We start from the raw sequence: 23,938 nt of genomic DNA on the forward strand, positions 1-23,938 counted from the left end.
GTCCTCATTTTGAAAAGCTGTGTAAATCCACATACACTAAATCATCAATTCCTCGTATTGGATTTTAGAGTGCGTCAACAGTCGATGTCGCAGTGATAAATTCGATGAGTTGAGCGGCAGGTACCGGCCTAGAAAATAGGTAACCTTGACCAAAATCGCAGCCCATTTGCTTTAAGAGTTGGTGTTGCTCTTCGGTTTCTACACCTTCGGCAATCACTTGAATACCCAGTTTGTGTGCCATCACGATGATGGCTTCACATAAGGCGTATTCGGACGAATGTAGGGATAAGCTTTGGGTAAATGATTGATCAATTTTTAGATAATCAACGTCAAATTTTTTCAAATACGAGAGTGAAGAATAGCCAGTGCCAAAATCATCAATCGCTACTTGAATTTTTGCATCACGATATTGCAAGAGACTTTGGGTCACGCGGATATCATTGTTAATCAGAATTCCCTCAGTAATTTCAATGACAATATTGTCACCATCAATGCCAGAATCACGGATTTGATCCAGCCATTGATGTTGATCGCCTCGTTCAACCAAGAACTGCACCGGTGACTTATTGACGCTGATTTGAAATTTGCGCTTTGATATTGCCTGACAAGCTTTTACCTGTTCAATGGCTTGTGAAAATACCCAATTACCGATTTGATGTATGGTGCCGGTATCTTCAGCGATTGGGATAAAACTCGCTGGTGAAATAAAACCAAGCTCGGGATGTTGCCAACGTATCAGAGCCTCTGCTTTGTACACCTGACCACTGCTCAGATCAATAATCGGTTGGTAGTAGACGAGAAATTGGTTTTGTTTTAAAGCATGGCGCAAGTCGTTTGCCAAACGCATTCTGTGTGTGGCATCTTCCTGCATGGTTTTGGTGAAAAAGCGAAAACATTGACGACCATTATCCTTGGCCGAATACATCGCCTGATCTGCATGCTGCGTAAGTTCTACAACTGTTTGAGCATCATTTGGGTAAAGTGCAATACCGACACTGGCGGAGACGTAGGATTCAACTCCTGAAATGATAAACGGATGTGACAGCTGAGCGATAATTTTTTCAGCGAGTTTGCCGACGTCAACGGTATCATGAACATCTGTCAGGATGACAGTAAATTCATCGCCACCAATCCGCGCAACGGTATCATAAACACGAACCGAAGACTTGATGCGCGTCGCGGCCTGAATTAACAGCTGGTCGCCAACGTGGTGGCCGAGGGTGTCATTGACTTCTTTGAACCTGTCGAGATCGATAAAGAGTAAAGCGATCGTTTCATGTTCGCGTTGCGCTTTCTTAATATTCTCTTCGACACGATCATAAAATAGCCGTCGATTCGGAAGCTTGGTTAATGAATCATAATTCGCTTCAGTCCAAATTTTTTCTTCCGCATTCTTCATCGCAGAAATGTCAGTATGGGTACCTACCATCCGCAAAGATTGGCCTGCCTCATTGACACTTACTACCATCCCACGTCCAAAAATCCATTTGTAGCTACCATCTGCACATTGCATTCTATACTCAGCCGAAAATTGATCCGAATGCCCATTTCTATGATTTTCCATCTCCGACAATAGATGTGTTCTATCCTCTGGATGGATGAGTGGTATGAGCTCGTCGTAATTTTCTTCGAAGCTATGCTCAGGATAACCAAGCATACTCAAATAGGTTTTTGAAAATTTCCCTTTCTTGGTGAATAAGTTAATGTCCCATACACCATCACCTGCGCCTTCTAAGGCAAATTGCCAACGCATTTCCGCTTCTTTGCGTTCCGTAATGTCATTAAAATTGACGATGATTTGGCGTAACTGATTATGTTCATCATTTTCTAGAAATGCGCTCACTTGTACCCACCGTATCTCGTGTGCGTTGGGGCGACGAATTCCCTGCACCATTTCGGTGACAGATTGCTGGCTGCTTAAGGCGCGTTGCACTGGATATTGATCCGGCTGCATTTTAAGCCCGCTCTCATCGACAAAATACCAATTCTTATCTATTGCAACTTTGCCGAGCAATTCATCTTGAGACAATCCGAGTAATTCAGATGCGCGTGAATTACTAAAGACTATGCTGGTATCGGGTGCATGGACAACGATTGCGGTATGTAAGCGTTCTAATATGGATCGGTGTTTCGCCTCAGAGTCTATCAGTAGCTGATGTTTGTGCGAGAGCTGTTCTGCGCTATCTTTTAAGGTGAGAATCGCATCGTCATATTGACGCCACGCCGAGTCAATTTTTCGCGTCAAATATAAAAGCATGATAGCGAATACGGTGAGAATCAAACCAACAACTGTGGCTTGTTTTTCCCAGACTTTGAGTGCGACATCGGTGGCTAAGCCGATATTCGCAATGTAGCCATACTTTTGACTTCGCTGATAGGAATAGATACGCATGACCGCATCAGAGCTGGTCGTGTCGCTGGTATACGTGCCGCGATTTGGATTTATCTTTAGCGTATTTTTGAAAGTGTTTGAAATTGAATTGCTGCCGAGCGGAATTGTATTGTTGTGGTCAAATGTGGTGCGTGCAATTAGCAAAAAATTTTGATCTCGCAGCGCAATTGATCCGCCTTCTCCAATATGGATATTGTCAAAAATAGATTCGATTTCATCTGCGTAAACAGACGCATACACCATGCCAGCGAATGTGCCGTCGGCCCGGTTGATGCGGCGGGCAAACGGCCACACCCATTTCTTGGCTATTTTTGCGAATACAGGTGGACTGATGATCAACTGTGCTCGCGGATCGTTCATTAAGCGCTGGAAGAATTCCCGGTCATTTAAGTTCGTCGCTTTATCTTTATTCTCAACGCCAAATACTATATTGCCCTTATCGTCGGAGATACGCATGAAAGCCAGATGCGGGACACGCTTGGCCTGCCTTAGCAATAGCTGGTTAATATTTTCTGCATCCACCGTATTCTCTGCTTGTTGCCTGCTGAATTCATCAACCACCGATTGCAGGGCAACATCAATGGTATCGATCATTCCATCGAAAGTTTGTACCAACGAACTGGCGAGATTTTCAGACGAGCGTTGAATTTGCTGATGAGCCTCTTGTCGCAAATATAGTAGGGTAAGAAAGGCACTAGTAATGAAAAACAGGATGACAAAACAGACGCCTCCGTATAAAAGTGCGCGTTTATTGCCGGGAGTCAGTTGATCTAAACTGTTACTTATTTTCATTGCGCTTAACTGGTAGTGGTTAACTGCAAGTGCCCATACAAACTATAGCGATTGATTTGATGTTTTGAATTAAGCCTTGTGCTTAGATGCACTTTTAGGTTCGCTCTTAATATTCTGCGAAATTGGAGAAATTATCCAGCTAATTTTGTTGCTTTACGTAAATTAAGCGACAATTTTTTGTTGGCATTTTCCATCAATATAGATAATCGTATATAAAGATTCTTGTTTGGTAGGACTTGCGAAGTACAGACGCTAGCGTCGTTGTTGTCGCCTGCCTTCGCAGGGGCAGTCCAAGCAATTGTACTGTCTTCGGCGACACGCCTAGCTAGCGCAAATTTGCGTAAGCCCTATTTGGATTGTTAATTAACTAATTCACCCAACTTTGGCTCAATACCTCTGCCTGCTTTAAACACAAATCAATTGCCTCGTCCGCTTTGTCAGGTGGATACTTCCATTTTTTTAATGCCCGACGAACTAAGTTACGTAATTTGGCGCGCACACTATCGCGCACTTGCCAATCGACTGTGGTTGAGGAACGTAATTGCTCGGTAACGTATTTAGCCAGGTCCCGCAGATTATTGTCGCCCAATTCTTTGACCGCCGATTCGTTTTGGATCAAAGCGCGGTAGAAGGCGATTTCGTCTGAATTTAGTCCCAGTTTGGCGGCTTGTTCTGCATCGGCTGCCATTTCCTTCGCCATATTGATCAATTCCTCGATCACTTGGGCGGTTTCAATTGCGCGGTTGTGATACTTGCGTAGCGTTTCTAAAATGCGATCGGAATATTTTTTCTCGGACACGACATCGGTTTTCATGCGTGCTTTGACTTCATCGCGTAGCAATTTTTCCAACAGCTCCACCGCCAAATTTTTATGCGGCATACGCGCCACGTCTTCCATGAATTCAGGAGAGAGCAGGCCGATGTTCGGTTTGTCTAAACCCACCATTTTGAAAATGTCATCCACACCATCGGCAATAATCGCGTTATCAATAATTTGTTTCAGCGCGCTATTTTTCTCTTCGTCGGTGCGGCGTTTATCAATGGTCGTGAATTTGGTGATCGCGTGTTTTACTGCGCTTAAAAAGGCGATTTCCTTTTTCAACGGCTCAACTTCAGTCATGGTGCTGCACAAGGTATAAGCTTTATTGAGTGCCGCCATTACGTCGAGAAAACGTTTCTTCCCATCGAGTTCGCCGCTCGCGCCTTTCATTCCCAATAAATGATTCATTGCACCGGGCAATAGTTGCAGAGCTTTAGTTTCAAACTGGCTGTAATCAAAGCCATGAAACATCGCATGAACGATATCCATTTTCTCTAACAATATCGCATAGGCTTCACGCGTATCGTGGGTGGGTTGTCCTTTGCCTTGCGACCCTGTGTAGGTATGCAAGGCCTTTTTCAATTCGCTAGCGATGCCAATATAGTCCACCACTAAACCGCCCGGTTTATCTTTAAACACCCGATTCACCCGCGCAATCGCTTGCATCAAGTTATGGCCTTTCATGGGCTTGTCGATGTACATGGTGTGGCAATTCGGCGCATCAAAACCTGTCAGCCACATATCGCGCACGATCACCAATTGCAAGGGATCGTTCACATCTTTAAACCGTTTTTCAAACAGCTTTTTGGTTTCTTTGTTGTAGATGTGCGGCTGGAGTTTTGATTTGTCTGAAGCCGAACCTGTCATCACAATTTTAATCGCGCCCTTGTTCGGATCTGCATCGTGCCATTCAGGTTTGATCGCCACGATCGCGTCATACATAGCTACGCAAATTTCGCGGCTCATACATACGATCATGCCTTTGCCCGGCATGCTGGCGATGCGGTTTTCAAAGTGCGCGACTAAGTCTTTGCCGACTTGTTGCATGCGCGGTTCGCTGCCGACTAGTTTTTCTAAAGCCGCCCATTGCGATTTGGTGCTTTCACGGCTAGCGACATCTTCTTCATCTTCGATGACTTCATCGACTTCGTCATTCAGAGTTTCTATCTCATTCTGATTGATATCGAGTTTTGCCAAACGTGATTCGTAATAGATAGGCACAGTCGCGCCATCGTCCACCGCGTCTTGAATATCGTAAATAGAAACATAGTCACCAAACACTGCCTTGGTGTCTTTGTCAGCAGAATCAATCGGCGTACCTGTAAAGCCGATGAAGGACGCTTCCGGCAAAGCATCGCGCATATGCTTGGAATAGCCAAAGGTGTATTGCCCAGTCTTGGTATTGAATTTGGCCTTGTCACCATATTGACTACGATGCGCTTCATCGCTGATCACCACGATATTGTGGCGCGTTGAGAGGATAGGGTGGCTAGTTTCTTCGTCCAATAAAGCAAACTTTTGTACCGTTGTAAAAATAATGCCGCCAGCCTGACGTGAGCTGAGCAAGTCACGTAAATCATCGCGATCACCCGCTTGCACAGGGGTTTGCTTTAAGGCTTCTTGTGCTATGCAAAAAGTATTGTAGAGCTGGCCGTCCAGATCATTTCTATCCGTCACTACCACGATGGTCGGATTATTCATTTCAGGCTGCGCCAGCAGTTTCGCCGCGTAGCACAACATAGAAATCGACTTACCCGAACCTTGCGTATGCCACACCACGCCCGCTTTACCCGAGCCTGCGACCACCTCATTGGCGTAATTCGCACGTGGCTGCGCAATGCTGCGACTATCGGGACGCTGCGCCGCAATCACCGTCGCACGCACCGCCTCACGCACGGCATGAAACTGATGATAGCCCGCAATTTTCTTAATGATGTTGTCGCCATTTAGTTCAAACAAAATGAAATAGCGGATGTAATCAAGGAATAAATCGGGCTTAAAAAATCCCTTCACCAAAGTCTCTAAATGAAACTCAAACAGCGGCTTATCATGTTCATTCGCCACCGTGCGCCAAGGTAAAAAGCGCTCTTTGTTGGAAGTGAGCGAACCCACCCGCGCAACCAAACCATCACTCACCACGACCGCTTCATTAAAAATAAACAGATCAGGTATTTCTTCTTTATAGGTTTGTATCTGCTGAAAGGCTTGCCAGATATCGGCGTTTTGATCGGCGGGATTTTTCAGCTCCAACACCGCAAGCGGAATACCATTAATAAATACTAAAACATCAGGGCGACGATTACCTTTGCTGCCAGCCAAAGAATATTGATTGACGACCAAAAATTCATTGTTACGAGTGTTAGCAAAATCAATCAACTGCACATAATCGATCTTGCTCTCAGTATTGCCGTTGGCATCGACTTCCTGTGACTTAAACTCCACCTTTACGCCTTCGAGTAAAAGCTGATGAAAGGCTTTGTTATTCTTAGTGAGTATCGGGGTTTCCGGCTTAGCGATTTGCAGCGCGACTTGTTCTAAGGTGGCTGCGGGGATGTGCGGATTGATCTTTTGAAGAGCCGACAATAAACGCGCAGGCAAAATAATCTGGCGATAATCACTGCGCTCAGGACTAGCACCATCCGGCGCGATGTCATAGCCGCAAACATAGCTATAACCAATTTCAGCAAACCAAGTGAGGCAGAGTTGTTCTAGTTGGTCTTCAGTGATCATGCACAGCGTTCCTCGGTTGGCGCGACTTTTGCGTAATTCAAAAGCTTAACAAAAGGAAATGAGTATGATTTAAAAAGCACTTCTGCGCTAGAGGGAGGATCGACTATTTGTTGCTGGATGATAATGCTTGGATGTCTAGAACTAAGATATTCACATTCGTGGCAGGATTCATTGTCCGATTTTTTATAGACTCTTCACGCAATTTCTGCGCATGTTTTATGGCATCTGGTAACTTAGGCTTTAACTGCTTATAAATGCCCTGTGTGCCTTTGTCATAAGCCGCAAATCCCGGTTTCTTTTTTAATGCCGCAACTGCGTTATCACCCACAGACTTTTTGCCAGCTTGATGGAAAGCCGCATCGGTATAGCCAAAATGCAGCAATAACCAAAACTCGAAGCAAGGCGTGGAGGTAATCGCTTCAAAAGGTTTGGGCTTTCTCCCTGACTTTAAGGATTCTATGCGTTGTACAGACTCATCAAAAGTGCTATGCGTATCTCGATCAAACACGCAATACACTTTATCGTAAGCGTCGCCACTCAAGGCGTCTTCATCATAAAGAGCCAATGCATGATCAAGGATGCGGTCTGGTGTATTTCCATCGTTTTTGGGAATATTGACTTGCTTAGGATCGATACCCAAATCGGTTCGCAGATCTCGAAAATAATTGAATTCCGTCTTTGAACCTTCACAGATTATAAGAATACGTTTATTTTGCTTGCGAAATGCTTTTACACGCTTCAGATCTGAGGTTGATCGAGCCTTCCGTTTATGGAAATTGTCTTCACTCCCCATAAAAATCCAAATCTTTCAAGAAGGGGATACCGCCATAACGTCCATTTAAATAGCCTCGTTCTACAGCCTCATTATCTCTAGGGCTGAAGTCAGATAAAGGATAAAGCCGGGTAGCGCGATTACTATCTTTTTCCATAAACCAAACCTGATCGCGCCGTAAGAGTTTTTGGCTCAGCAAAGTTGTATCGTGAGTCGTAAAGATAAGCTGCGCTTTACTGCCTTCATGATGAAGCTTTTTCACAAGATGGTGAACTAGCAGTGGATGCAAACTCGTATCTAATTCATCCACCACTAGCACGCGATCATGCTCAATCACATCTAGCCAAGGACCCGCAAAGGCAAACAGTGCAAGCGTGCCGTCGGATTCCTCTTCCTCAGCGAACTCTACTAATTCTTGAGTGACTGCATCTTTGTGAAAAAAACGAGGCTCTAGATTTTTCTTCCCAGCCAATTCCTTAATGAGTCCTTCGCGCATTGTTGAGGGCATAGATGGATGTAAAGATTCTGCTGAGAACAAAGATTCTTTGATCTGGATATCCGCGATGGACAAATCTGCGGCATTCATAAATTCGATAACACGTTTACGATCCGGCTCATCTTGGCAACGCATAAGCGTGTAGCCTTGGCTAAATCCATGAACCGAGTCCACGACACGTAAGCGAGATCGAAACCAGCTAAAGGCAGGTTTTAATTGCTCATTATTGAGTTGAATGGCAGTCGAAAAAAACAAGGCGTTCGGTCTGGTTTGGTTTTCCCAAATCTGTCGCTGGCGGCCACCCAAAAAATTCGGGCTGAATTTGTATACATCTTTACCTGCTTGCACATCAAATACACGGTGAAACCATTTTTGTGGACGACCAGAAGGGTAGGCAAATAGCCATTCCTCGGTAAAACGCTCGCGGTTACAGCGGAAGCCGTACTCGTAACGCACTTCGTTTTCAATAAAAGTAATTTCAAATTCGCTGTCAGCTTGACGCGATTCCGCAGTGAGTTTGAAAGCAACAACGTCGATAGGATCGTCTGCCTGACTCTCTTTTTGCGAATTTAGAACTTGATACTCCATTAGACGCAAAGCCTGAATCAAGGTGCTTTTACCCGATGCATTTGGTCCATACAAAACACTAGAACGCAGCAATCTAGGCACGCCTTCATCGGCAACGGGTGCAAAAGTATTCAGAGCTTCAAGCTCTTTAAAATAGGAAGACGCCGTCATATTGAGCGTTTGACGCTCAAGAATAGATCGGTAATTAGTGACTGAGAATTCGATTAGCATGGCGCTATCTTACACTTATCATTTGATTTTTGCATTTTATGTGCAAAAAAACGACTTAAATGTGATTTTTATCAGTTTTTGTGGGATTCGTTCGCTATTCGCGAATAGCGAATGCCCACCCCCCCAAACCCCCAAACCCCCAAACCCCCAAACCTCAACACTTAATGTCCAAAGGATAGGTAAAAATATGTTGATCAGATCAACTGATTGTTGGGATGTGTCGATTCGATAAAAGTGTTAGACACCGTACGCTTTGTCCCAGCACGCTTCAAGGGCAGAAAATATCACTTTCATCTCATCTTCAAATAACTCGCGAGAAATGGTTCTACCTATCCGTGTCGCAAGAGGAACTTTTTTTGTGACGGCAGCAAACTTAGCCCGCTCGGTGGCTGGATAGTATTCTTCTAGCCCTAGGGTAGGTAAAACATGCGCGCGTTGACCATTACGAATATGTGGATGTTCATCCAAAAAGTTTTGTAACCTTTGTTCTTTGTCTGTCCCAGTTGGCTTATCGAAAAGCAGTACTGCGCGATTTTTGTATATCGGCGAATCTCCGAGCGGGGCGAATGCTTTCATGATCGCCCCAAGATATTGGGCTTGACGCTCGTCGTCGCCGGCTGCCGCGACAATTTGAATTCTAGGTTTGTCTTGATAGTAGCGTTTGCATACTTGTTCGATGAAGGCGACTTCGCTTGGTCCTTCAACGATCAAGAAGTTAGCAGGTAACAATAAATCTGTCGGACTACCTCCAAGTAGCTCGTATACGGTACGCATTCTTTCACGATTATTCATCGCTTGAACGGTGGTCGCACCTTCTTCTTTTTCAACCACAAACTCTGCCTGTTGAGGATGTTTGTCAGAAAGAAAAACAGAAGAATGAGTTGTGATGAACACTTGATCAACACTGTCAGCTAACGTACTCAAAGCATTTTTGAGTTGGCGTTGCGCCATCGGGTGAAGGTGTAATTCCGCTTCATCAATAAAAAACAAAAATGCTTTTCCTAACGCTTCACTTCGCCTCGCATCAGCATGCGCTTTGATAATTGCAAGCATTAAAGCACGCTGCATCCCGTCGCCCTTTGCATCAGCACTTGTCGCTACTCCGTCATCGACAGTGGTTGTGTAACTTTTTAGAAAATCTTCAAATGGTGGGATTTCAACTTTGAATTCTAGAGATGTGCAATCAGGGAATTGGAGAGCAAGATGACTTTTAACACGTTCACTTGTCTCTTGTAGTAACTTCTTTACGCTCGAATCGGGAGATTGAAAAAGTTCTTCAAATTTATTCTTGAATTCAATGTATTTTGCATCTTTCTCCAATGCTTCAGATACGACGTTGCTTAACATCTGCCCAATTGGAGTGGTAGATTTAAAAGCAGAAACCTCCTTGAGATTTTTATCCGTAAGAATAAACTCAAAACGTGGAATACAATTATTAAAGGCACTATCTGCGCCTGTTGGTTGCTTCTGCCACTTCTTATCGCGTGAATTAAAAATATAACGACTTTTAGCGTCAGCACTTGTTCTTCGCACTTGGAACATTTCGCTATCGCCAATGATATTTCGAATTTTCTGTTGATTGTCTACGTTTGAAATATAGGCTATGTCGGTTTGGACCCCGGAGAAAGTAATTTCCACAATTACTTCTTCGCCCGGTTCCGCGCCAACATATCTCAGTTCGCTTAGTTCACCTTTGCCTGAATAAAACCATTCGATAGCTTCAAAAATATTTGATTTTCCATGATTGTTACGACCAACTAATACATTAAAGCCGCTTGGTTGAAATTCAACCTCTTTCAAAGATCGAAAATTCTTGATAACGATGTTTGTGATTTTCATAAAAATCCGGTGGAAATTTAATTTGCGGTCAAACTGGTTTAAGTTGTTACCAAACTCAAATGTGTAACTTCATCTCATTAAATAGCTAATTCGCCAGATAATAGTTTCGGGAGTAACGCATCACGTAGATTTGATAGATCTTGAATGGAAACAGCGTTCAATGAAATTTGGTCCTCAAATTCCTGAACTAGCGAAGAATAGTTTGCACTTAACTCACTAATTGCAGCGTTAACCTTATAATTTTTCAAGACAGGACCATTCCAGCTAGGGAAAGTTGATCCGGTGGCATGGGTCAGCAATTTTTCTAAGCAATGTTTGAAAAGTTGATCTACGAAAGCTTGTTGATTATTTTTGCTTCGAATGGCGCATACGCCGCGACCCAGACAATACTTACCGTCACTCTTTACATACCGACCAGTGGTTGAACCGCGAACACACACAATTAAATCTTTATCGTCGGAGAACTTTGTTGGTGATGTAGTCCATTTGATTTTCTTGGGATGATATTCGCCGAATTCCACTGGCCCATTGATTAGTAGTTCTCCCTCACCGTTCTCATTGTAGCTATCGCCGTTCGGTGACTGACCCATGATGATTTCTGCTATCCCATCAAGAGGAAGAATCTCCCACCCCTCCGGTATCTCCCCCAGCTCCGAATCCACCAAAGCATCTGGAAATAGGGCTGCGGTGGTTTGTAGGTTTTGTTGGGTTTCTGCTGGTAGTTGGGCTAGTTGGTCCGGGGTTTTGCCGCTGATGACGCACATGGCGACACGTTCGATTTCTTCAGGCGATGCGCCCGCTTCTTTGGCGGCGATCTTGGCGCGTGTGGGTTCGAAATCGACAAACCAGCTTTTGAATAGGGTTTGTGCGATTTGTTCTAGGGTTTGGTTGGTTTGGCGGTTGAGTTCGATTTTGTTTTGAATCGACCACAAGATATCGGCGATTCTTGTTTGCTCTTCGTAGGACGGCAGTGCAACCTCATATGCATCGAGGATTTTCTTCGTTAGGAATTTAGTGGCGGTTCCGACGGACATCTGTTGCAGTTCGTTCGTAACAAACTGAATTCGAAAATATAGCCATTGGGGATTAACAACTTGTTTATCAATTGGGGTGATCACATATGTGCGTTGATATGCATTAAATTTGCCATTGAAATACTTCACTGGAAAAATTCCACTCGCATTATTCCCAGCCAATAATACGGCTTCGCAATCAAAAGCGTAGGAATTGATCGTTAGCGTAGTTGGTGAACAAGTAAAGAAGGGGTACGTGCCATTCTCTTCAGCAGCGTTCGAATCCAACTTTCCGGTTTGAAAATTCACGAGCTTTGATAGCTCTACCTTTTGCCAATCAGAACTCATAACCCAACCCCGCCAAGTTCTTCTTAATCTCCGCTTCCAAGCGATCACTCTCTTCAGACTTCGTTTTCAACCCGTAGGGCGCAATGTGTTGCGCCATCCGCAAAGTGCTCATCGCAACGGAATACCCATCGCCTCCACGCGGTGCGATGTGGTGCAATTTATTGCACCCTACATCCATTAATTCACGCATGTTTATCCCCTCCCAATTCATCCATCAACTCTGCTTCAATCGCGGCGATGCTCGGCAAATTTTGTGCGAGTTGTTCGGGTAGATCTTTGAGTAATTGGTATTCAGCTACACCTATGGGTTTGTCTATGCCGTTGACAGCGTATTGCGCGACCAGGCGGTTTTGTTTGCGGCATAGCAGTAAACCTATGGTGGGTTTATCGTCATCTGCTTTGATTTGCGCATCGATTGCGGATAGGTAAAAATTCAGTTGGCCGATATGTTCGGGTTTGAAAGCTGTAGCTTTGAGTTCGATCACGACATAACACTTGAGGCGCGTGTGGTAGAACAATAGATCAATAAAAAATTCGTCGCCTGCGACTTCGAGACGAAATTGTTTGCCAACAAAGGCAAAGCCTGCACCGAGTTCTAATAAAAAACGGGTGATATGGCGCACTAAGGCATTTTCTATGTCGCGTTCATGGGCGTCGTCGGCGAGACCTAAAAAATCGAATAGATAGGGGTCTTTGAGGGTTTCTTGCGCTAAGGCTGATTCAGGCGCGGGTAGGCTGAGTGCAAAATTATTGACGGCAGCGCCTTGTCGTTGCAATAAACGATTTTTGATATTCAATTCCAAAGTTAGGCGCGACCAGCCTTGTGCTACGGCTTGTATGGCATACCATTCACGTTCTTGGGTATCGTTTACTTTGGTCAATAAGGTCACAATGTGGAACCACGGTAATTGGTCAGCAGGCTGCTGACCAATTAGGCCGTCTGGGCAATGCTGGGCAAAATAGCGCATGTACTTAAGATTGCTGGCGGAAAAGCCTTTCATATCGGGAAAGGCGGCTTTGAGGTCTTGCGCCAAACGATCAACTACTTTACTGCCCCAAGCTTGCTGTTTTTGTTGTAACAGGTCTTTGCCAATCTGATGATAAAGCGCGACTAATTCGGCATTGACTGCTAGCGCGGCACGGCTGCGCGCCGATTGAATATTGCGCTTTAGTGCTTCAAGCCAGTCTGCATATTCACTTGATAAGGAGTCAGATACTAAGTCAGATGTCATAACCCAATCCTTTCAAATTCTTCTTAATCTCCGCTTCCAAACGATCACTGTCTTCAAACTGCGTTTTCAATTGCGCAGTCAATCGCGCCATTTTGTCGGCAAAGGCTTCGCCATCATCCGCCACATCTTCTGCACCGACATAACGCCCTGGTGTCAGCACGAAGTCGTTTTTTTGAATATCGGCCAAATTCGCGCTAGAACAAAAACCTTTTTGATCTTCGTACTCTTTACTCGTTTGCCATGCGTGATACACATCGCAAATTTTGTTTAAGTCGTCTTGCGTGAAGTCGCGTAACACGCGGTCTTTCATGTAGCCGAGATTACGCGCATCGATGAACAGCACTTTGTTTCTGCGGTTGATTAATTGACGACCACTTGCCGCCGTGCGGGCGTTTTTGTTTTTGGTGAGAAACCAGATGCAGGCGGGGATTTGGGTGTTGGTGAAGAGTTGCCCCGGTAGTGCGACCATGCATTCGACTAAGTCGTTTTCGATTAAGGCTTTGCGGATATCGCCTTCGCCGCTGGTGTTGGAGCTCATGGAACCGTTTGCTAACAACAGACCGAGGCTGCCGTTGGGTGCTAAGTGATACAGCATGTGTTGTAGCCACGCGAAATTGGCGTTGCCTGAGGGTGGTTTGCCATAGACCCAGCGCGGGTCGTTGTCATCCACACCCGTGTCCCATTCTTTCATATTGAAAGGCGGGTTCGCCATCACAAAGTCGGCGCGCAGGTCGGGGTGTTGGTCGTTGGTATAGGTGTTAGCGGGCTCTTTGCCGAAATTAAAATCAATGCCACGAATCGCCATGTTCATGGCGGCGAGTTGCCAAGTGGTGTGGTTGTATTCTTGGCCGTAGATGGAGACATCGCCGATTTTGCCTTTGTGGGCAGTGATGAATTGTTCGGACTGCACAAAGAAGCCACCCGATCCCATGGCGGGATCGTACACCCGGCCTTTGTAGGGCTCTAACATTTGCACGATCAAACTCACGATAGCTTTCGGCGTGTAGAACTGGCCACCTTTTTTGCCTTCTGCTAAGGCGAATTGGCCGAGGAAGTATTCGTAGACGTGACCGAGGATATCTTTGCTCGATAGCGATTCGTGTTTGAACGGAATGGTAGAAATCAAGTCGATTAATTCACCCAATTTGGCTTGGTCGATTTGTAATTGTGTGTAGCGTTTGTTTAGTACGCCTTTGAGCTTGGGATTGTCGATTTCAATTGCGTCTAAGGCATAATCAATGAGATGCCCGACGGAGCTGATTTTGATGTTTTTGATCTCGCCTTTGCTTTGCACGGGTAGCTCTGCGCCACCGATGACGACTTTGTTATTGTCACGCAAAAATTGCCAACGCGCGACGGGTGGCACCCAGAAGGTATTGGTTTCGAGATAGTAGTCGCGGCCTTCGAGTTCTGATGCGATGTCAGCTTGGTAGACGGCGTCGTCATCAAAATCGGCAGGGTCTACGAAGTAATCGTTATCGGGATTCGTGAATTGCGCCTTGAGTTCGTCACGGCGAATATCAAAAGCGTCGGACACATATTTCAAAAACACCAGCCCCAGCATGACATGCTTGTATTGCGAGGCGTCGAGTGAGGGCAGAAGTTTGTTGGCGCTGGTCCAGAGTTTTTTCTCTAGATTGTTGAGGAATTCTTGTTCGTTTTGGTCGGTCATGTTGTTCTTCGTTTTTTATATTCTTGTCGGATGAAACTTTATTGTTGGCGTGTTGGCCGTGCTGATCTACACGGTACTTTCAAATTGTTCGCTCTCAATGCGTTGGCGGCGCTCGTCCAGTGTTTCACCTTCATACATCCAGAATACCGAGCCGCTGACACTGCTCAGGCTATACCCTTTGGCTTGCAGAATGTTGAGTGCTGAGCGCGACAGGCTGGTGACGGTGCCTTGGTATTCGATTTGGGTTTCATTGAGTACTGTGCATTTGATGTCGGTATCGCGAGAGAAAACTAGTTCTGCACCGACAGGCACATCAATTGTGTGCAGATTAATGCGATCACGTCTAGCGCGTGTTTCGGTAACAGCACGTTGCTCTTCAGCGTCTTCGAATATGCCGACGCGCGGTGTGACATCTTGATGCTGCGTTAAGCGCAATGCCGTAACAACTTTTTCTGGCGATAAACGAAAGAATTCGCGATTGGGTCGTATGCGTTGTTCCGCAAACAGGGTATGCAAAATACGTTCAATTTCGAATGCGTTTTCGACGCGGGCTGCGTAGTGACATTCGAAAGGCAAGGGGAGTGAGGTGCGATCTAAAGTCTTGATGCGATTTTCTATATTGTCGGTGTAACCAATTTTGATGATGCCAGGCATCGCTTCATTGGTCATTACGTAAACTATGTCGCCCATTGTGCTAGTCCTTAGTCACGGTTTGATTTGCTTGCAAGCATTGTATGTGAGTTTGCAAGGAATCTTAAAGGCAGAATGATAGGTTTATTTCTTTCTACAACAAAAACAAAAAAGCCCTGTTATTGCTAACAGGGCTTTGTGTTCTGGTGGTGATAGGTGGATTTGAACCACCGACCCCAGCATTATGAGTGCTGTGCTCTAACCAACTGAGCTATATCACCAAGAAGCCCAAGATTATGCCAGTGGATGTGCAGTGCGTCAAGAATTAATCGGAATTGATTTGGTGTTGAGGATAAAGTTGCCTAACATCGCTTAAATGCTATTAATTTAATCTATTAAGACTCGCGCTTGCTGTAAGACTTGATCGCTAACATTGTCTTTGATGCAATCTACTATTACTCGTTCGGGTATTGAGCGACACCAGGTTAGCTGACGTTTGGCGAGTTGGCGGGTGGCGATGATGCCGCGCTCGCGCATTTCTTGGTAGTCGATGCTTCCGTCTAAATAATCCCAAGCTTGGCGGTAGCCTACGCAACGTATTGACGGCAGATCAGCATTGAGTTCTGGTCTCAGCTTAAGTTGACGCACTTCGTCGATAAAGCCTTGCTCTAGCATGACATCAAAGCGTTTGGCGATGCGTTCGTGTAAAAAGCTGCGGTCGCTGGGTTCTAGAGAGATCGGGAGCAATTCAAATGGTGCGGCAGCGCGCGTTTGTTGTGCGATTAAGGTGGACATTGCTTGCCCTGTGAGCTGGTAGATCTCCAGTGCACGTTGTATGCGTTGGCTGTCATTGGGCTGTAAGCGTGCTGCGGTGACCGGATCGATGTCTGTCAAACGTACATGCAGACCGGCTGCGCCTATTTTCGCCATGTCTGCATCGAGTTGCGCACGGATCGCAGCATCGGCAGGTGGTAAATCATCGATGCCGTTCATTAAAGCTTTGTAATACATCATAGTGCCGCCGACCAGAATCGGTAATTTGCCACGCGCGCGGATCTCTTTGATTAGGCGTGCGCTATCGGTCAAAAATTGCGCAACAGAATACGCTTCACTAGGATCGATAATGTCGATCAGATGATGCGGCGCGGCGGCAAGCTCTTCGGTATTTGGTTTTGCGGTGCCAATATTCATGTCACGATACACAAGTGCTGAATCGACAGAAATAATCTCAGCAGGGACTTCGCGTGCAATCGCCAAGGCTGCTGCCGTTTTGCCGGAAGCAGTCGGACCCATGATGGCGATGATTTTTTGTTGTTGCATAAATTTAGAAAAGATACCAACGATAAAGTGATGTCAGAAAAGGTCTTAGTCGGGATACAGCGCTAGGCGCACAACGGAGTAATACGCCGAATTGCGAGTAAGGGCCGCAACGCGGTGCGCCCGAAAAAGGCGTTTGCTGGCATTACTGCCCCCGCATGAACATTTTATCCAAATCATTTAAACCCATTTGCACCCAAGTCGGTCGTCCATGATTGCATTGATCTGCTCTTTCGGTTTGCTCCATCTGACGTAGTAAAGCGTTCATTTCGACTATCGTTAAACTGCGATTGGCACGCACTGCAGTGTGGCAGGCGAGGGTGCCGAGTAATTCGTTACGTCTATCGATTAACACACGTGAGCCGCCAAATTCTCGGACTTCGCGCAAGACATCGCGGGCTAAGGATTGGGCATCGGCATTTTTTAATAAGGCTGGTACTGCACGTACTGCTAACGTAGTTGGTGAAATCGCGGCAATATCAAAGCCTAGGGATTTTAGAATGTCTTGATTTTCTTCGGCAGTGCCGACTTCAACGCCGTCCGCATGGAAAGTCATAGGAATCAATAAAGACTGCACTGGCATCGCGTTTTCATCTAATGCGTTCTTGAGTTGCTCATACAAAATACGTTCGTGCGCGGCGTGCATGTCAACTAGAACGAGCCCCTTGCTGTTTTGTGCCAACACATAAATGCCGTGTAATTGGGCGAGGGCGAAGCCGAGTGGATGATCGTCATTCGGTAAATTGGATTCGGTTGCTTGCGCAGTTTTTGCACCAAAAAATGCACCATAACTTTCAGCCGATTGAGCAACGCCAGCACCCTGCGCACCCTGCGCACGCTGCTGCATGAAGCTGTAATCGTAGTTGCTGCTGTTGCCACTGCCGCTTTGATTCAGATTACTGTCATTGATAGCAAAAGCAGGAGATGCAAATTGCGCCGAGAAGCTAGTTTGCTCGCCACCTATCCACGGCAGTCGCCCGTTATTGCTTTGCGTATCGCTTATGCCTGCGGTCGCTGGTGCAGGCACCGTCCCAAAAGCAGTTGCCGAAGTTTGTGCTAATGCACGATTGACTGCATGAAATACAAACTGATGTATAGACCGGCTATCGCGAAAGCGCACCTCGATCTTAGACGGATGTACATTCACATCGACTAAAGCAGGATCGAGATCTAATGCGATCACATACGATGGATAGCGATCACCGTGTAATACATCCTGATAGGCAGCACGGACGGCGTGCGTCAATAATTTGTCGCGCACAAAGCGGCCGTTCACATAAAAATATTGCGAATCGGCGCGGCCTTTGGAGGCAGTTGGCAAGCCAATGAAACCATGCAGGCGCAAGGGGCCGGCGCTTTCATCTATTGGCAAACGGGCGTTGGCAAAGTTGTCGCCCAAGATGGTCGCGCTGCGTTTGTCGATAGCACTCACATTCCAGTGATCGACGGTCTTACCGTTGTGCGATAACGAAAACGACACGTCAGGGCGCGCTAAGGCGATGCGACGTACCACTTCGGCGCAATGTCCAAATTCAGTTTGTTCTGATTTTAAAAACTTGCGGCGTGCTGGTGTGTTGTAATACAGATCTTGTACATCGACGGTAGTACCCTGTGCGCCGGAGGCCGGTGTAATTTTGCCACTCTCGATTTGCCAAGCATGTGGCGCTTCGGCGGTGCGTGTAGTTAGCGTGAGAATCGCAACGGAAGAAATCGACGCTAAAGCCTCACCCCGAAAACCCAGGGTAGCGACATTCTCAAGTTCTTCCAACGAATTGATTTTTGAGGTTGCATGACGTTGCACCGCGAGTGGTAATTGATCGGCCGGAATGCCGCGTCCATTGTCGATAATGGCGATGCGCTTCACGCCGCCTTCTTCTAGTCGCACTGTAATCGTTGTCGCGCCAGCGTCCAATGCATTTTCGAGTAATTCTTTTACTACGGCAGAAGGGCGTTCAACCACTTCGCCTGCAGCGATCTGTGAAATTAAGTGATCTGGCAGGGCTAAAATTGGGCGCTGCGTCGTTAGGGGAGATAGAGATGTCGTCATGCTGTCATTATAACTGTGTTCGCTTGGTGTATGATGTCGCCGCTGATAGGTGAACAGCACCTTATTAAAAACAAATCAGCTACGATTCAAAACCGAATCAAAAAACGAAAAAAACGAATTAAAAATACGCCAAGAACAAACCAAAGACAAACAGAAGTTGCCCTGATAGAAAGTGGTACATAATGGATTTGATGCAGTTTTTACAAATGGTATTGCATGCCGATAAAATGGGTCAATTGATCGAACAATACGGAACCTTGATTTACGTCGTGTTATTCGCCATCATATTTTGTGAAACTGCATTTGTTGTTTTTCCTTTTTTACCTGGTGACTCCTTGCTCTTTATTGCCGGGACGTTTTGCGCAGCAGGCGCGATGAACCCCTGGTTTTTGATTGCGCTTTTATTGCTAGCCTCAATTTCAGGAAACACAATTAATTATTGGATAGGCAGTAGCATCGGTCACAAAGTGATGGCGAGTAATTCGCGGTGGATCGATAAAAGTGCTTTGGAAAAAACACATGCTTTTTATGAAAAGCATGGTGGTAAGACGATAGTGCTGGCGCGTTTTACGCCTATCGTTCGTACTTTCGCCCCATTTGTCGCTGGCTTTTCTGAGATGACGCACAAAAATTTTCAAATTTACAATGTGCTGGGAGCAGTCTTGTGGATAGGTTCCTTAATCTTGGCTGGCTTTTACTTTGGCCATATTCCTCTGATTAAGAATAATCTTTCTATCATTGTGATGATAGGCGTAGGCGCTGCGATCGTGCCTATCATCTTGGGCTTGGCGTGGAAGTTTGGACGCCAATTGTTGAAAAAGAAAACACCGTAGTGTTGTCCTAACGATGCATTTCTATGCGAACTTCTGGCACGGAAAATCAAGTTATTTGGTTGCATCCAGAAGCGTCAGCTAAGCCTGAGGCTGGGCAAGCTTGCAATGGCTGCGGTGTCTGTTGCAGCGCAGAGCCATGTCCTGTCGCTCGTGTTTTTCTGTGGCAATGGCGTGGTACTTGTCAGGCTTTAGAGTGGCACGCTGACCTGCGTTTATATCGCTGTGGCATGCTATTACGACCCGCACATTACCTCTTTTTATTACCTCAATTCTTACAACCGACGGCACGTCGTTTATTGGCACGCTGGATCGCCGCGGATACCGCCTGTGATTCTGATGCCGAGGTTTAGCAGGCTAAGTAGCGCTCAGGTTCGGCAATAACTTGACTTTTGCTCAAGTCTTATCTTAATCCAGCTGTTTTTGCATAAGCATGTGCTTTTAAAAGATTGGATAGTCTGCACTGAGTTCTATAGAATGCTCTGAGTTTTGCATAGCGATTACATGCTGAAACTGCAGTCAAATTCTTATCAACCTTCAAGGAAAACTTTCCGTGATAGAAATCGCGCAGCTAGAAAAAGATTACCAAGTGCAGGGGCGAACGGTATCGGCGCTGAGGAATATCAATTTGCATATCGCTCAAGGTGAAATTTTTGGCATTATTGGGCGTTCCGGTGCAGGTAAAAGTACTTTGTTGCGTGCCTTAAATCTGTTAGAGCGTCCTACGAGTGGCGTGGTCAAAATTGAGGGTGAAGATATTACCCAATTTTCTGCGGTGCAATTACAAGCTTTGCGCCAACGCACGGGCATGGTGTTTCAGCACTTTAATTTGTTGAGTGCCAAGACTGTCGCACAAAATATTGCATTTCCACTCAAGTTGGCAGGCAAAATGACTGTTGCACAACGCACGGCGCGTGTGACGGAATTGTTTGAATTGGTGGGCTTGAATGAGCACGCTGACAAATACCCAGCGCAACTTTCGGGCGGACAAAAACAACGTGTGGGGATTGCCCGCGCCTTGGCGAATTATCCGCATTTATTGCTCTGTGATGAAGCCACATCGGCGCTCGATCCTGAGACTACGCAATCGATCCTGCGCTTACTGTTAGACATTAATCAAAAATTAGGATTGACGATAGTCTTGATCACGCATGAGATGCAAGTGATACGCAGTATTTGTGACCGGGTGGCAGTGATTGATGGCGGTGAGATTGTCGAAAGTGGCAATGTAGTCGAAGTATTTTTGCACCCGCGTCATACAGTAACGCAAAGCTTGGTTGCAGAAAATCAAGCCTTAGACTTGAACCTCTTACAAGAATTAGCACAACGTGGACGCACTTCGGAACACAGTTATTTACTGCGTCTGACCTATGTCGGCACGGCGACGCATGAGCCAATCTTGAGTCGTATCACCGCCCAGACGCAGGCCGATATCACTATCTTGCAAGGTGTTATTGCGCGCATTAAAAATACCCCGTATGGACAACTGATTGTAGAAGTTTCTGGCGAGGAAGCTGAATTGGATAAGGTGCTGCAATTGTTCGGGCAGGCCGATATCCGGGTGGATGTTCTCAATGATTTATTGAAACAAACGTGGGGAGCCTGATATGGATTTTTCAGTGATTGAGTGGGAAGACATCTGGCAAGCGAGTTTCGATACTTTGACGATGACCGGTGCCTCATTGGTATTGACGATATTGTTGGGTTTGCCGTTAGGTGTTTTATTGTTTTTAACGAGTAAAAAACAATTGCTCGAACAACGTGGCATTTATGCGTTGTTGTCTTTCATTGTGAATATGTTGCGCTCAGTCCCCTTTATTATTTTACTGATTGTACTGATCCCTTTTACCTTATTTTTAGTTGGCACTTCGCTAGGCGTAGCGGGGACGATTCCGCCTTTGGTCATAGGCACCACACCATTTTTCGCGCGCTTGGTCGAGAATGTTTTGCGCGATGTAGATAAAGGCATTATCGAAGCCTGTCAGGCGATGGGTGCGACGACTTCGCAGATTATTGTGCGTGCTCTTTTGCCCGAGGCTTTGCCTGGGCTGTTGGCAGCTACTACCGTGACGACAATTGCTCTGGTGTCCTATTCTGCGATGTCCGGTGTGATTGGCGGTGGTGGTCTAGGTGATCTTGCATTGCGCTTTGGGTATCAGCGATTTCAAACAGAAGTGATGATCGTGACAGTTGCGATTTTGGTCATTTTGGTACAGCTAATTCAATGGTTGGGCGACGTGTTGGTCGCGCATTTTACTCGTAAATAATTTAAGAAAAACCTCATTGCTATGTTCTCTCATATTCAAACAAAAATTCAAAAAAAAATTCAATATTCCCTATCTGTGCTCGCGATAGCTAGTCTATCTCTGGCGGGACTTGTGCATGCGCAAGACACCCTGACCATCGCCGCGAATCCTGTGCCACATGCAGAAATTTTGGAATTTGTGAAACCACAATTAGCCAAGCAAGGTGTGGTATTGAAGATCAAAGTCTTCACCGATTACATACAACCTGCAGTGCAAGTGAATGAGAAACATCTCGATGGCAATTACTATTTGACTCAGCCGTATCTGAATGAATTTAAAAAGAGCCACAAAAATGATTTGCAAGTGCCGCTGGTGAAAGTGCATGTTGAGCCATTTGCCGGTTATTCGACTAAGTATAAAAAGCTCAGTGATTTGCCGAATGGCGCAACGATTGCGATCCCGAATGATCCTGCAAATTCTGGGCGGGCTTTGATCTTATTGGCGAAGCAGGGCGTGTTGAAATTGAAAGACATCAATAATATTTCTGCGACCAAAAAAGACATCATCGAGAACCCCAAAAATTTGAAATTCAAAGAATTAGAAGCGGCGACTTTGCCTCGTATTTTGGGGCAAGTGGATCTGGCTTTGATCAATACGAACTACGCGATTGAAGCTAAACTTAATCCTTTAAAAGATTCATTATTTATTGAAGATGCTAACTCACCCTACGCGAATTTATTGGTGGCGCGTGATGATAATAAAAACAGCCCAGCATTTAAGAAATTGGCCGCGGCCTTGAATTCACCAGAGGTAAGAAAGTTCATACAAGAACGCTATAAAGGCGCTGTGGTTCCTGCGTTTTAGCATGCGGTTTTTGTCAGGTAAAGGCGCTTCAATAATGATAAATGGTGAATAGTAGAGGTAACGCACAGCGTGGTGTGGCTGTTGTGAAGTGACGAGAGTTGCATTCACGTGATTTATCTCTTCATTTCATATTTTAGCCCTGATCATGAAGAAGCCAGAGTTATCTGGTGCGTTGCATCAATTGCCTAAGGCAAGGTTTTGATCGCAAATACATCACTATCTTTTAGTAAGCAGCCTTTCGCTTTCAATTGCTTATTTAAGTCCAAAATTTCTGGTAAGGAGCTGGTTAAATAGCTGCGTTGTACTTTGAGAATCGCCTTGCTGGTTTCCTTAGGATCGACGCTGAGTAGCATTTGATCATCGCTGCGAAAAAGCTGACGACAAGCTTCTATCAGCTCGACATTCGTTGATTCCATCGTGAATTGGAATTGCATTCTTTGTGTTATCTGCGCATTGGCCTTGGGGGCAGAGCGAGTTAAAGAAATCCGGTCTTTTAAGCCCCAGATTTGTGTGCTGTAATAGGCGATTCCGATTGCGCAGAGGATGATGATGAGTTTACGTGCCATTTTTCTAAGGTGAATTTTTTGGTCGATTTGTATTGAATGTGTTTAGCTTGTTTTGAATATATTCATACATTTTTGCAATGTAAAAAATGCTTGTTATCTAACTTCTCTAATTTGTCGATGACCTTGCTTCGAGCCATTGCTTACTATCGCTTACTATCATTCCTGCCCATCTTTATGGCAGGAAACAAACGAAAAAAAGGAGTTTATCCGATTTTTGATAGATGACGGCATTCGAATTGGTGCATACTTAAATTATTCCATGCTGGTATTTATTCCTTCTCTTCGTTTTGCAAATTGATCTAGGGCCTGTTGACATATATTTTAGGCAAGCGTTTCACTCAAGACGCAGGATGGCAAGGCGCATCTCGCCGCTGTGGCTGGCCGCCCCAGCAAGAGATGCAACGCTGTCCATCGTGCGTTTTGAGCGAAACCCTTTGGGAATGGCTCAAATGGGCACATGGCGTTGTTGCAATCTGCTTATAGTGCCAGCACTGCCGCGCCGATTGCGGTGTAGTCAGGGTTTCGTGCAGCATG

General features: G+C 45.6%; 18 protein-coding genes and 1 tRNA gene. 5 read left to right on the plus strand and 14 right to left on the minus strand.

Features of this window, described 5'->3' with window-relative positions; all coding sequences use genetic code 11:
- Positions 1-64 precede the first annotated feature (64 nt).
- The 13 genes from H8K55_RS18140 to mutL form a co-directional block, all read right to left on the minus strand.
- A complete protein-coding gene (locus H8K55_RS18140) occupies positions 65-3,184 on the minus strand; it encodes a bifunctional diguanylate cyclase/phosphodiesterase (RefSeq protein WP_186943478.1) in 3,120 nt (1,039 codons plus the stop codon).
- A 367-nt stretch (positions 3,185-3,551) separates the two neighbouring features.
- Positions 3,552-6,734 carry a type I restriction endonuclease subunit R gene (locus H8K55_RS18145; RefSeq protein ID WP_186943479.1) on the minus strand — a complete coding sequence of 1,061 codons (3,183 nt, stop codon included), beginning with the start codon at positions 6,732-6,734 and terminating at the stop codon, positions 3,552-3,554.
- A gap of 103 nt (positions 6,735-6,837) precedes the next feature.
- Positions 6,838-7,527: an RloB family protein gene (locus tag H8K55_RS18150; RefSeq protein ID WP_186943480.1), complete on the minus strand. Its 690-nt coding sequence runs from the start codon at positions 7,525-7,527 to the stop codon at positions 6,838-6,840.
- Complete coding sequence (locus tag H8K55_RS18155; protein ID WP_186943481.1) at positions 7,517-8,800, minus strand: AAA family ATPase; 1,284 nt, start codon at positions 8,798-8,800, stop codon at positions 7,517-7,519. The genes H8K55_RS18150 and H8K55_RS18155 overlap by 11 nt, the downstream gene beginning before the upstream one ends.
- Before the next feature lie 237 nt (positions 8,801-9,037).
- The gene (locus H8K55_RS18160; RefSeq protein ID WP_186943482.1) at positions 9,038-10,639 is read right to left on the minus strand and encodes an ATP-dependent nuclease; all 1,602 of its coding nucleotides are present in this window, start codon (positions 10,637-10,639) and stop codon (positions 9,038-9,040) included.
- Positions 10,640-10,716: 77 nt separating this feature from the next.
- Complete coding sequence (locus H8K55_RS18165; protein ID WP_186943483.1) at positions 10,717-12,000, minus strand: restriction endonuclease subunit S; 1,284 nt, start codon at positions 11,998-12,000, stop codon at positions 10,717-10,719.
- Positions 11,990-12,190, minus strand: coding sequence for a hypothetical protein (locus H8K55_RS18170; protein ID WP_186943484.1), 201 nt, complete (start codon positions 12,188-12,190; stop codon positions 11,990-11,992). The genes H8K55_RS18165 and H8K55_RS18170 overlap by 11 nt, the downstream gene beginning before the upstream one ends.
- Positions 12,183-13,232 carry a PDDEXK nuclease domain-containing protein gene (locus tag H8K55_RS18175; protein WP_186943485.1) on the minus strand — a complete coding sequence of 350 codons (1,050 nt, stop codon included), beginning with the start codon at positions 13,230-13,232 and terminating at the stop codon, positions 12,183-12,185. The genes H8K55_RS18170 and H8K55_RS18175 overlap by 8 nt, the downstream gene beginning before the upstream one ends.
- The gene (locus tag H8K55_RS18180) at positions 13,222-14,904 is read right to left on the minus strand and encodes a class I SAM-dependent DNA methyltransferase (RefSeq protein ID WP_186943486.1); all 1,683 of its coding nucleotides are present in this window, start codon (positions 14,902-14,904) and stop codon (positions 13,222-13,224) included. The genes H8K55_RS18175 and H8K55_RS18180 overlap by 11 nt, the downstream gene beginning before the upstream one ends.
- Before the next feature lie 66 nt (positions 14,905-14,970).
- Complete coding sequence (locus H8K55_RS18185; protein ID WP_186943487.1) at positions 14,971-15,594, minus strand: GIY-YIG nuclease family protein; 624 nt, start codon at positions 15,592-15,594, stop codon at positions 14,971-14,973.
- A 144-nt stretch (positions 15,595-15,738) separates the two neighbouring features.
- Positions 15,739-15,815 (minus strand) — tRNA-Met (locus H8K55_RS18190).
- 106 nt (positions 15,816-15,921) lie between these two features.
- The gene (gene miaA / locus H8K55_RS18195; protein ID WP_186943488.1) at positions 15,922-16,854 is read right to left on the minus strand and encodes a tRNA (adenosine(37)-N6)-dimethylallyltransferase MiaA; all 933 of its coding nucleotides are present in this window, start codon (positions 16,852-16,854) and stop codon (positions 15,922-15,924) included.
- 142 nt (positions 16,855-16,996) lie between these two features.
- On the minus strand, positions 16,997-18,898 hold the full coding sequence (gene mutL / locus H8K55_RS18200; protein ID WP_186943489.1) for a DNA mismatch repair endonuclease MutL: 1,902 nt from the start codon (positions 18,896-18,898) through the stop codon (positions 16,997-16,999).
- Between the two features lie 182 nt (positions 18,899-19,080).
- Between mutL and H8K55_RS18205 the strand changes: the two genes are divergently transcribed.
- The 5 genes from H8K55_RS18205 to H8K55_RS18225 all read left to right on the plus strand — a co-directional run bounded on the left by H8K55_RS18205 (position 19,081) and on the right by H8K55_RS18225 (position 22,838).
- Positions 19,081-19,731 (plus strand): VTT domain-containing protein, encoded by a 651-nt coding sequence (locus tag H8K55_RS18205; protein ID WP_186943490.1) that lies wholly within the window; start codon positions 19,081-19,083, stop codon positions 19,729-19,731.
- 23 nt (positions 19,732-19,754) lie between these two features.
- Positions 19,755-20,081 carry a hypothetical protein gene (locus H8K55_RS18210; protein ID WP_186943491.1) on the plus strand — a complete coding sequence of 109 codons (327 nt, stop codon included), beginning with the start codon at positions 19,755-19,757 and terminating at the stop codon, positions 20,079-20,081.
- Between the two features lie 200 nt (positions 20,082-20,281).
- The gene (locus H8K55_RS18215) at positions 20,282-21,334 is read left to right on the plus strand and encodes a methionine ABC transporter ATP-binding protein (RefSeq protein WP_186943492.1); all 1,053 of its coding nucleotides are present in this window, start codon (positions 20,282-20,284) and stop codon (positions 21,332-21,334) included.
- Position 21,335: 1 nt separating this feature from the next.
- Positions 21,336-21,995 carry a methionine ABC transporter permease gene (locus H8K55_RS18220; RefSeq protein ID WP_186943493.1) on the plus strand — a complete coding sequence of 220 codons (660 nt, stop codon included), beginning with the start codon at positions 21,336-21,338 and terminating at the stop codon, positions 21,993-21,995.
- Positions 21,996-22,016: 21 nt separating this feature from the next.
- Entirely contained in the window at positions 22,017-22,838 is an 822-nt protein-coding gene (locus tag H8K55_RS18225) for a MetQ/NlpA family ABC transporter substrate-binding protein (protein ID WP_186943494.1), read from the plus strand.
- A 185-nt stretch (positions 22,839-23,023) separates the two neighbouring features.
- Here H8K55_RS18225 and H8K55_RS18230 read toward each other — a convergent pair whose 3' ends face one another.
- Positions 23,024-23,404 carry a hypothetical protein gene (locus H8K55_RS18230; protein WP_186943495.1) on the minus strand — a complete coding sequence of 127 codons (381 nt, stop codon included), beginning with the start codon at positions 23,402-23,404 and terminating at the stop codon, positions 23,024-23,026.
- Positions 23,405-23,938 lie beyond the last annotated feature (534 nt).

Source organism: Affinundibacterium flavidum, assembly GCF_014284175.1.
Taxonomy (GTDB): domain Bacteria; phylum Pseudomonadota; class Gammaproteobacteria; order Burkholderiales; family Burkholderiaceae_D; genus Undibacterium; species Undibacterium flavidum.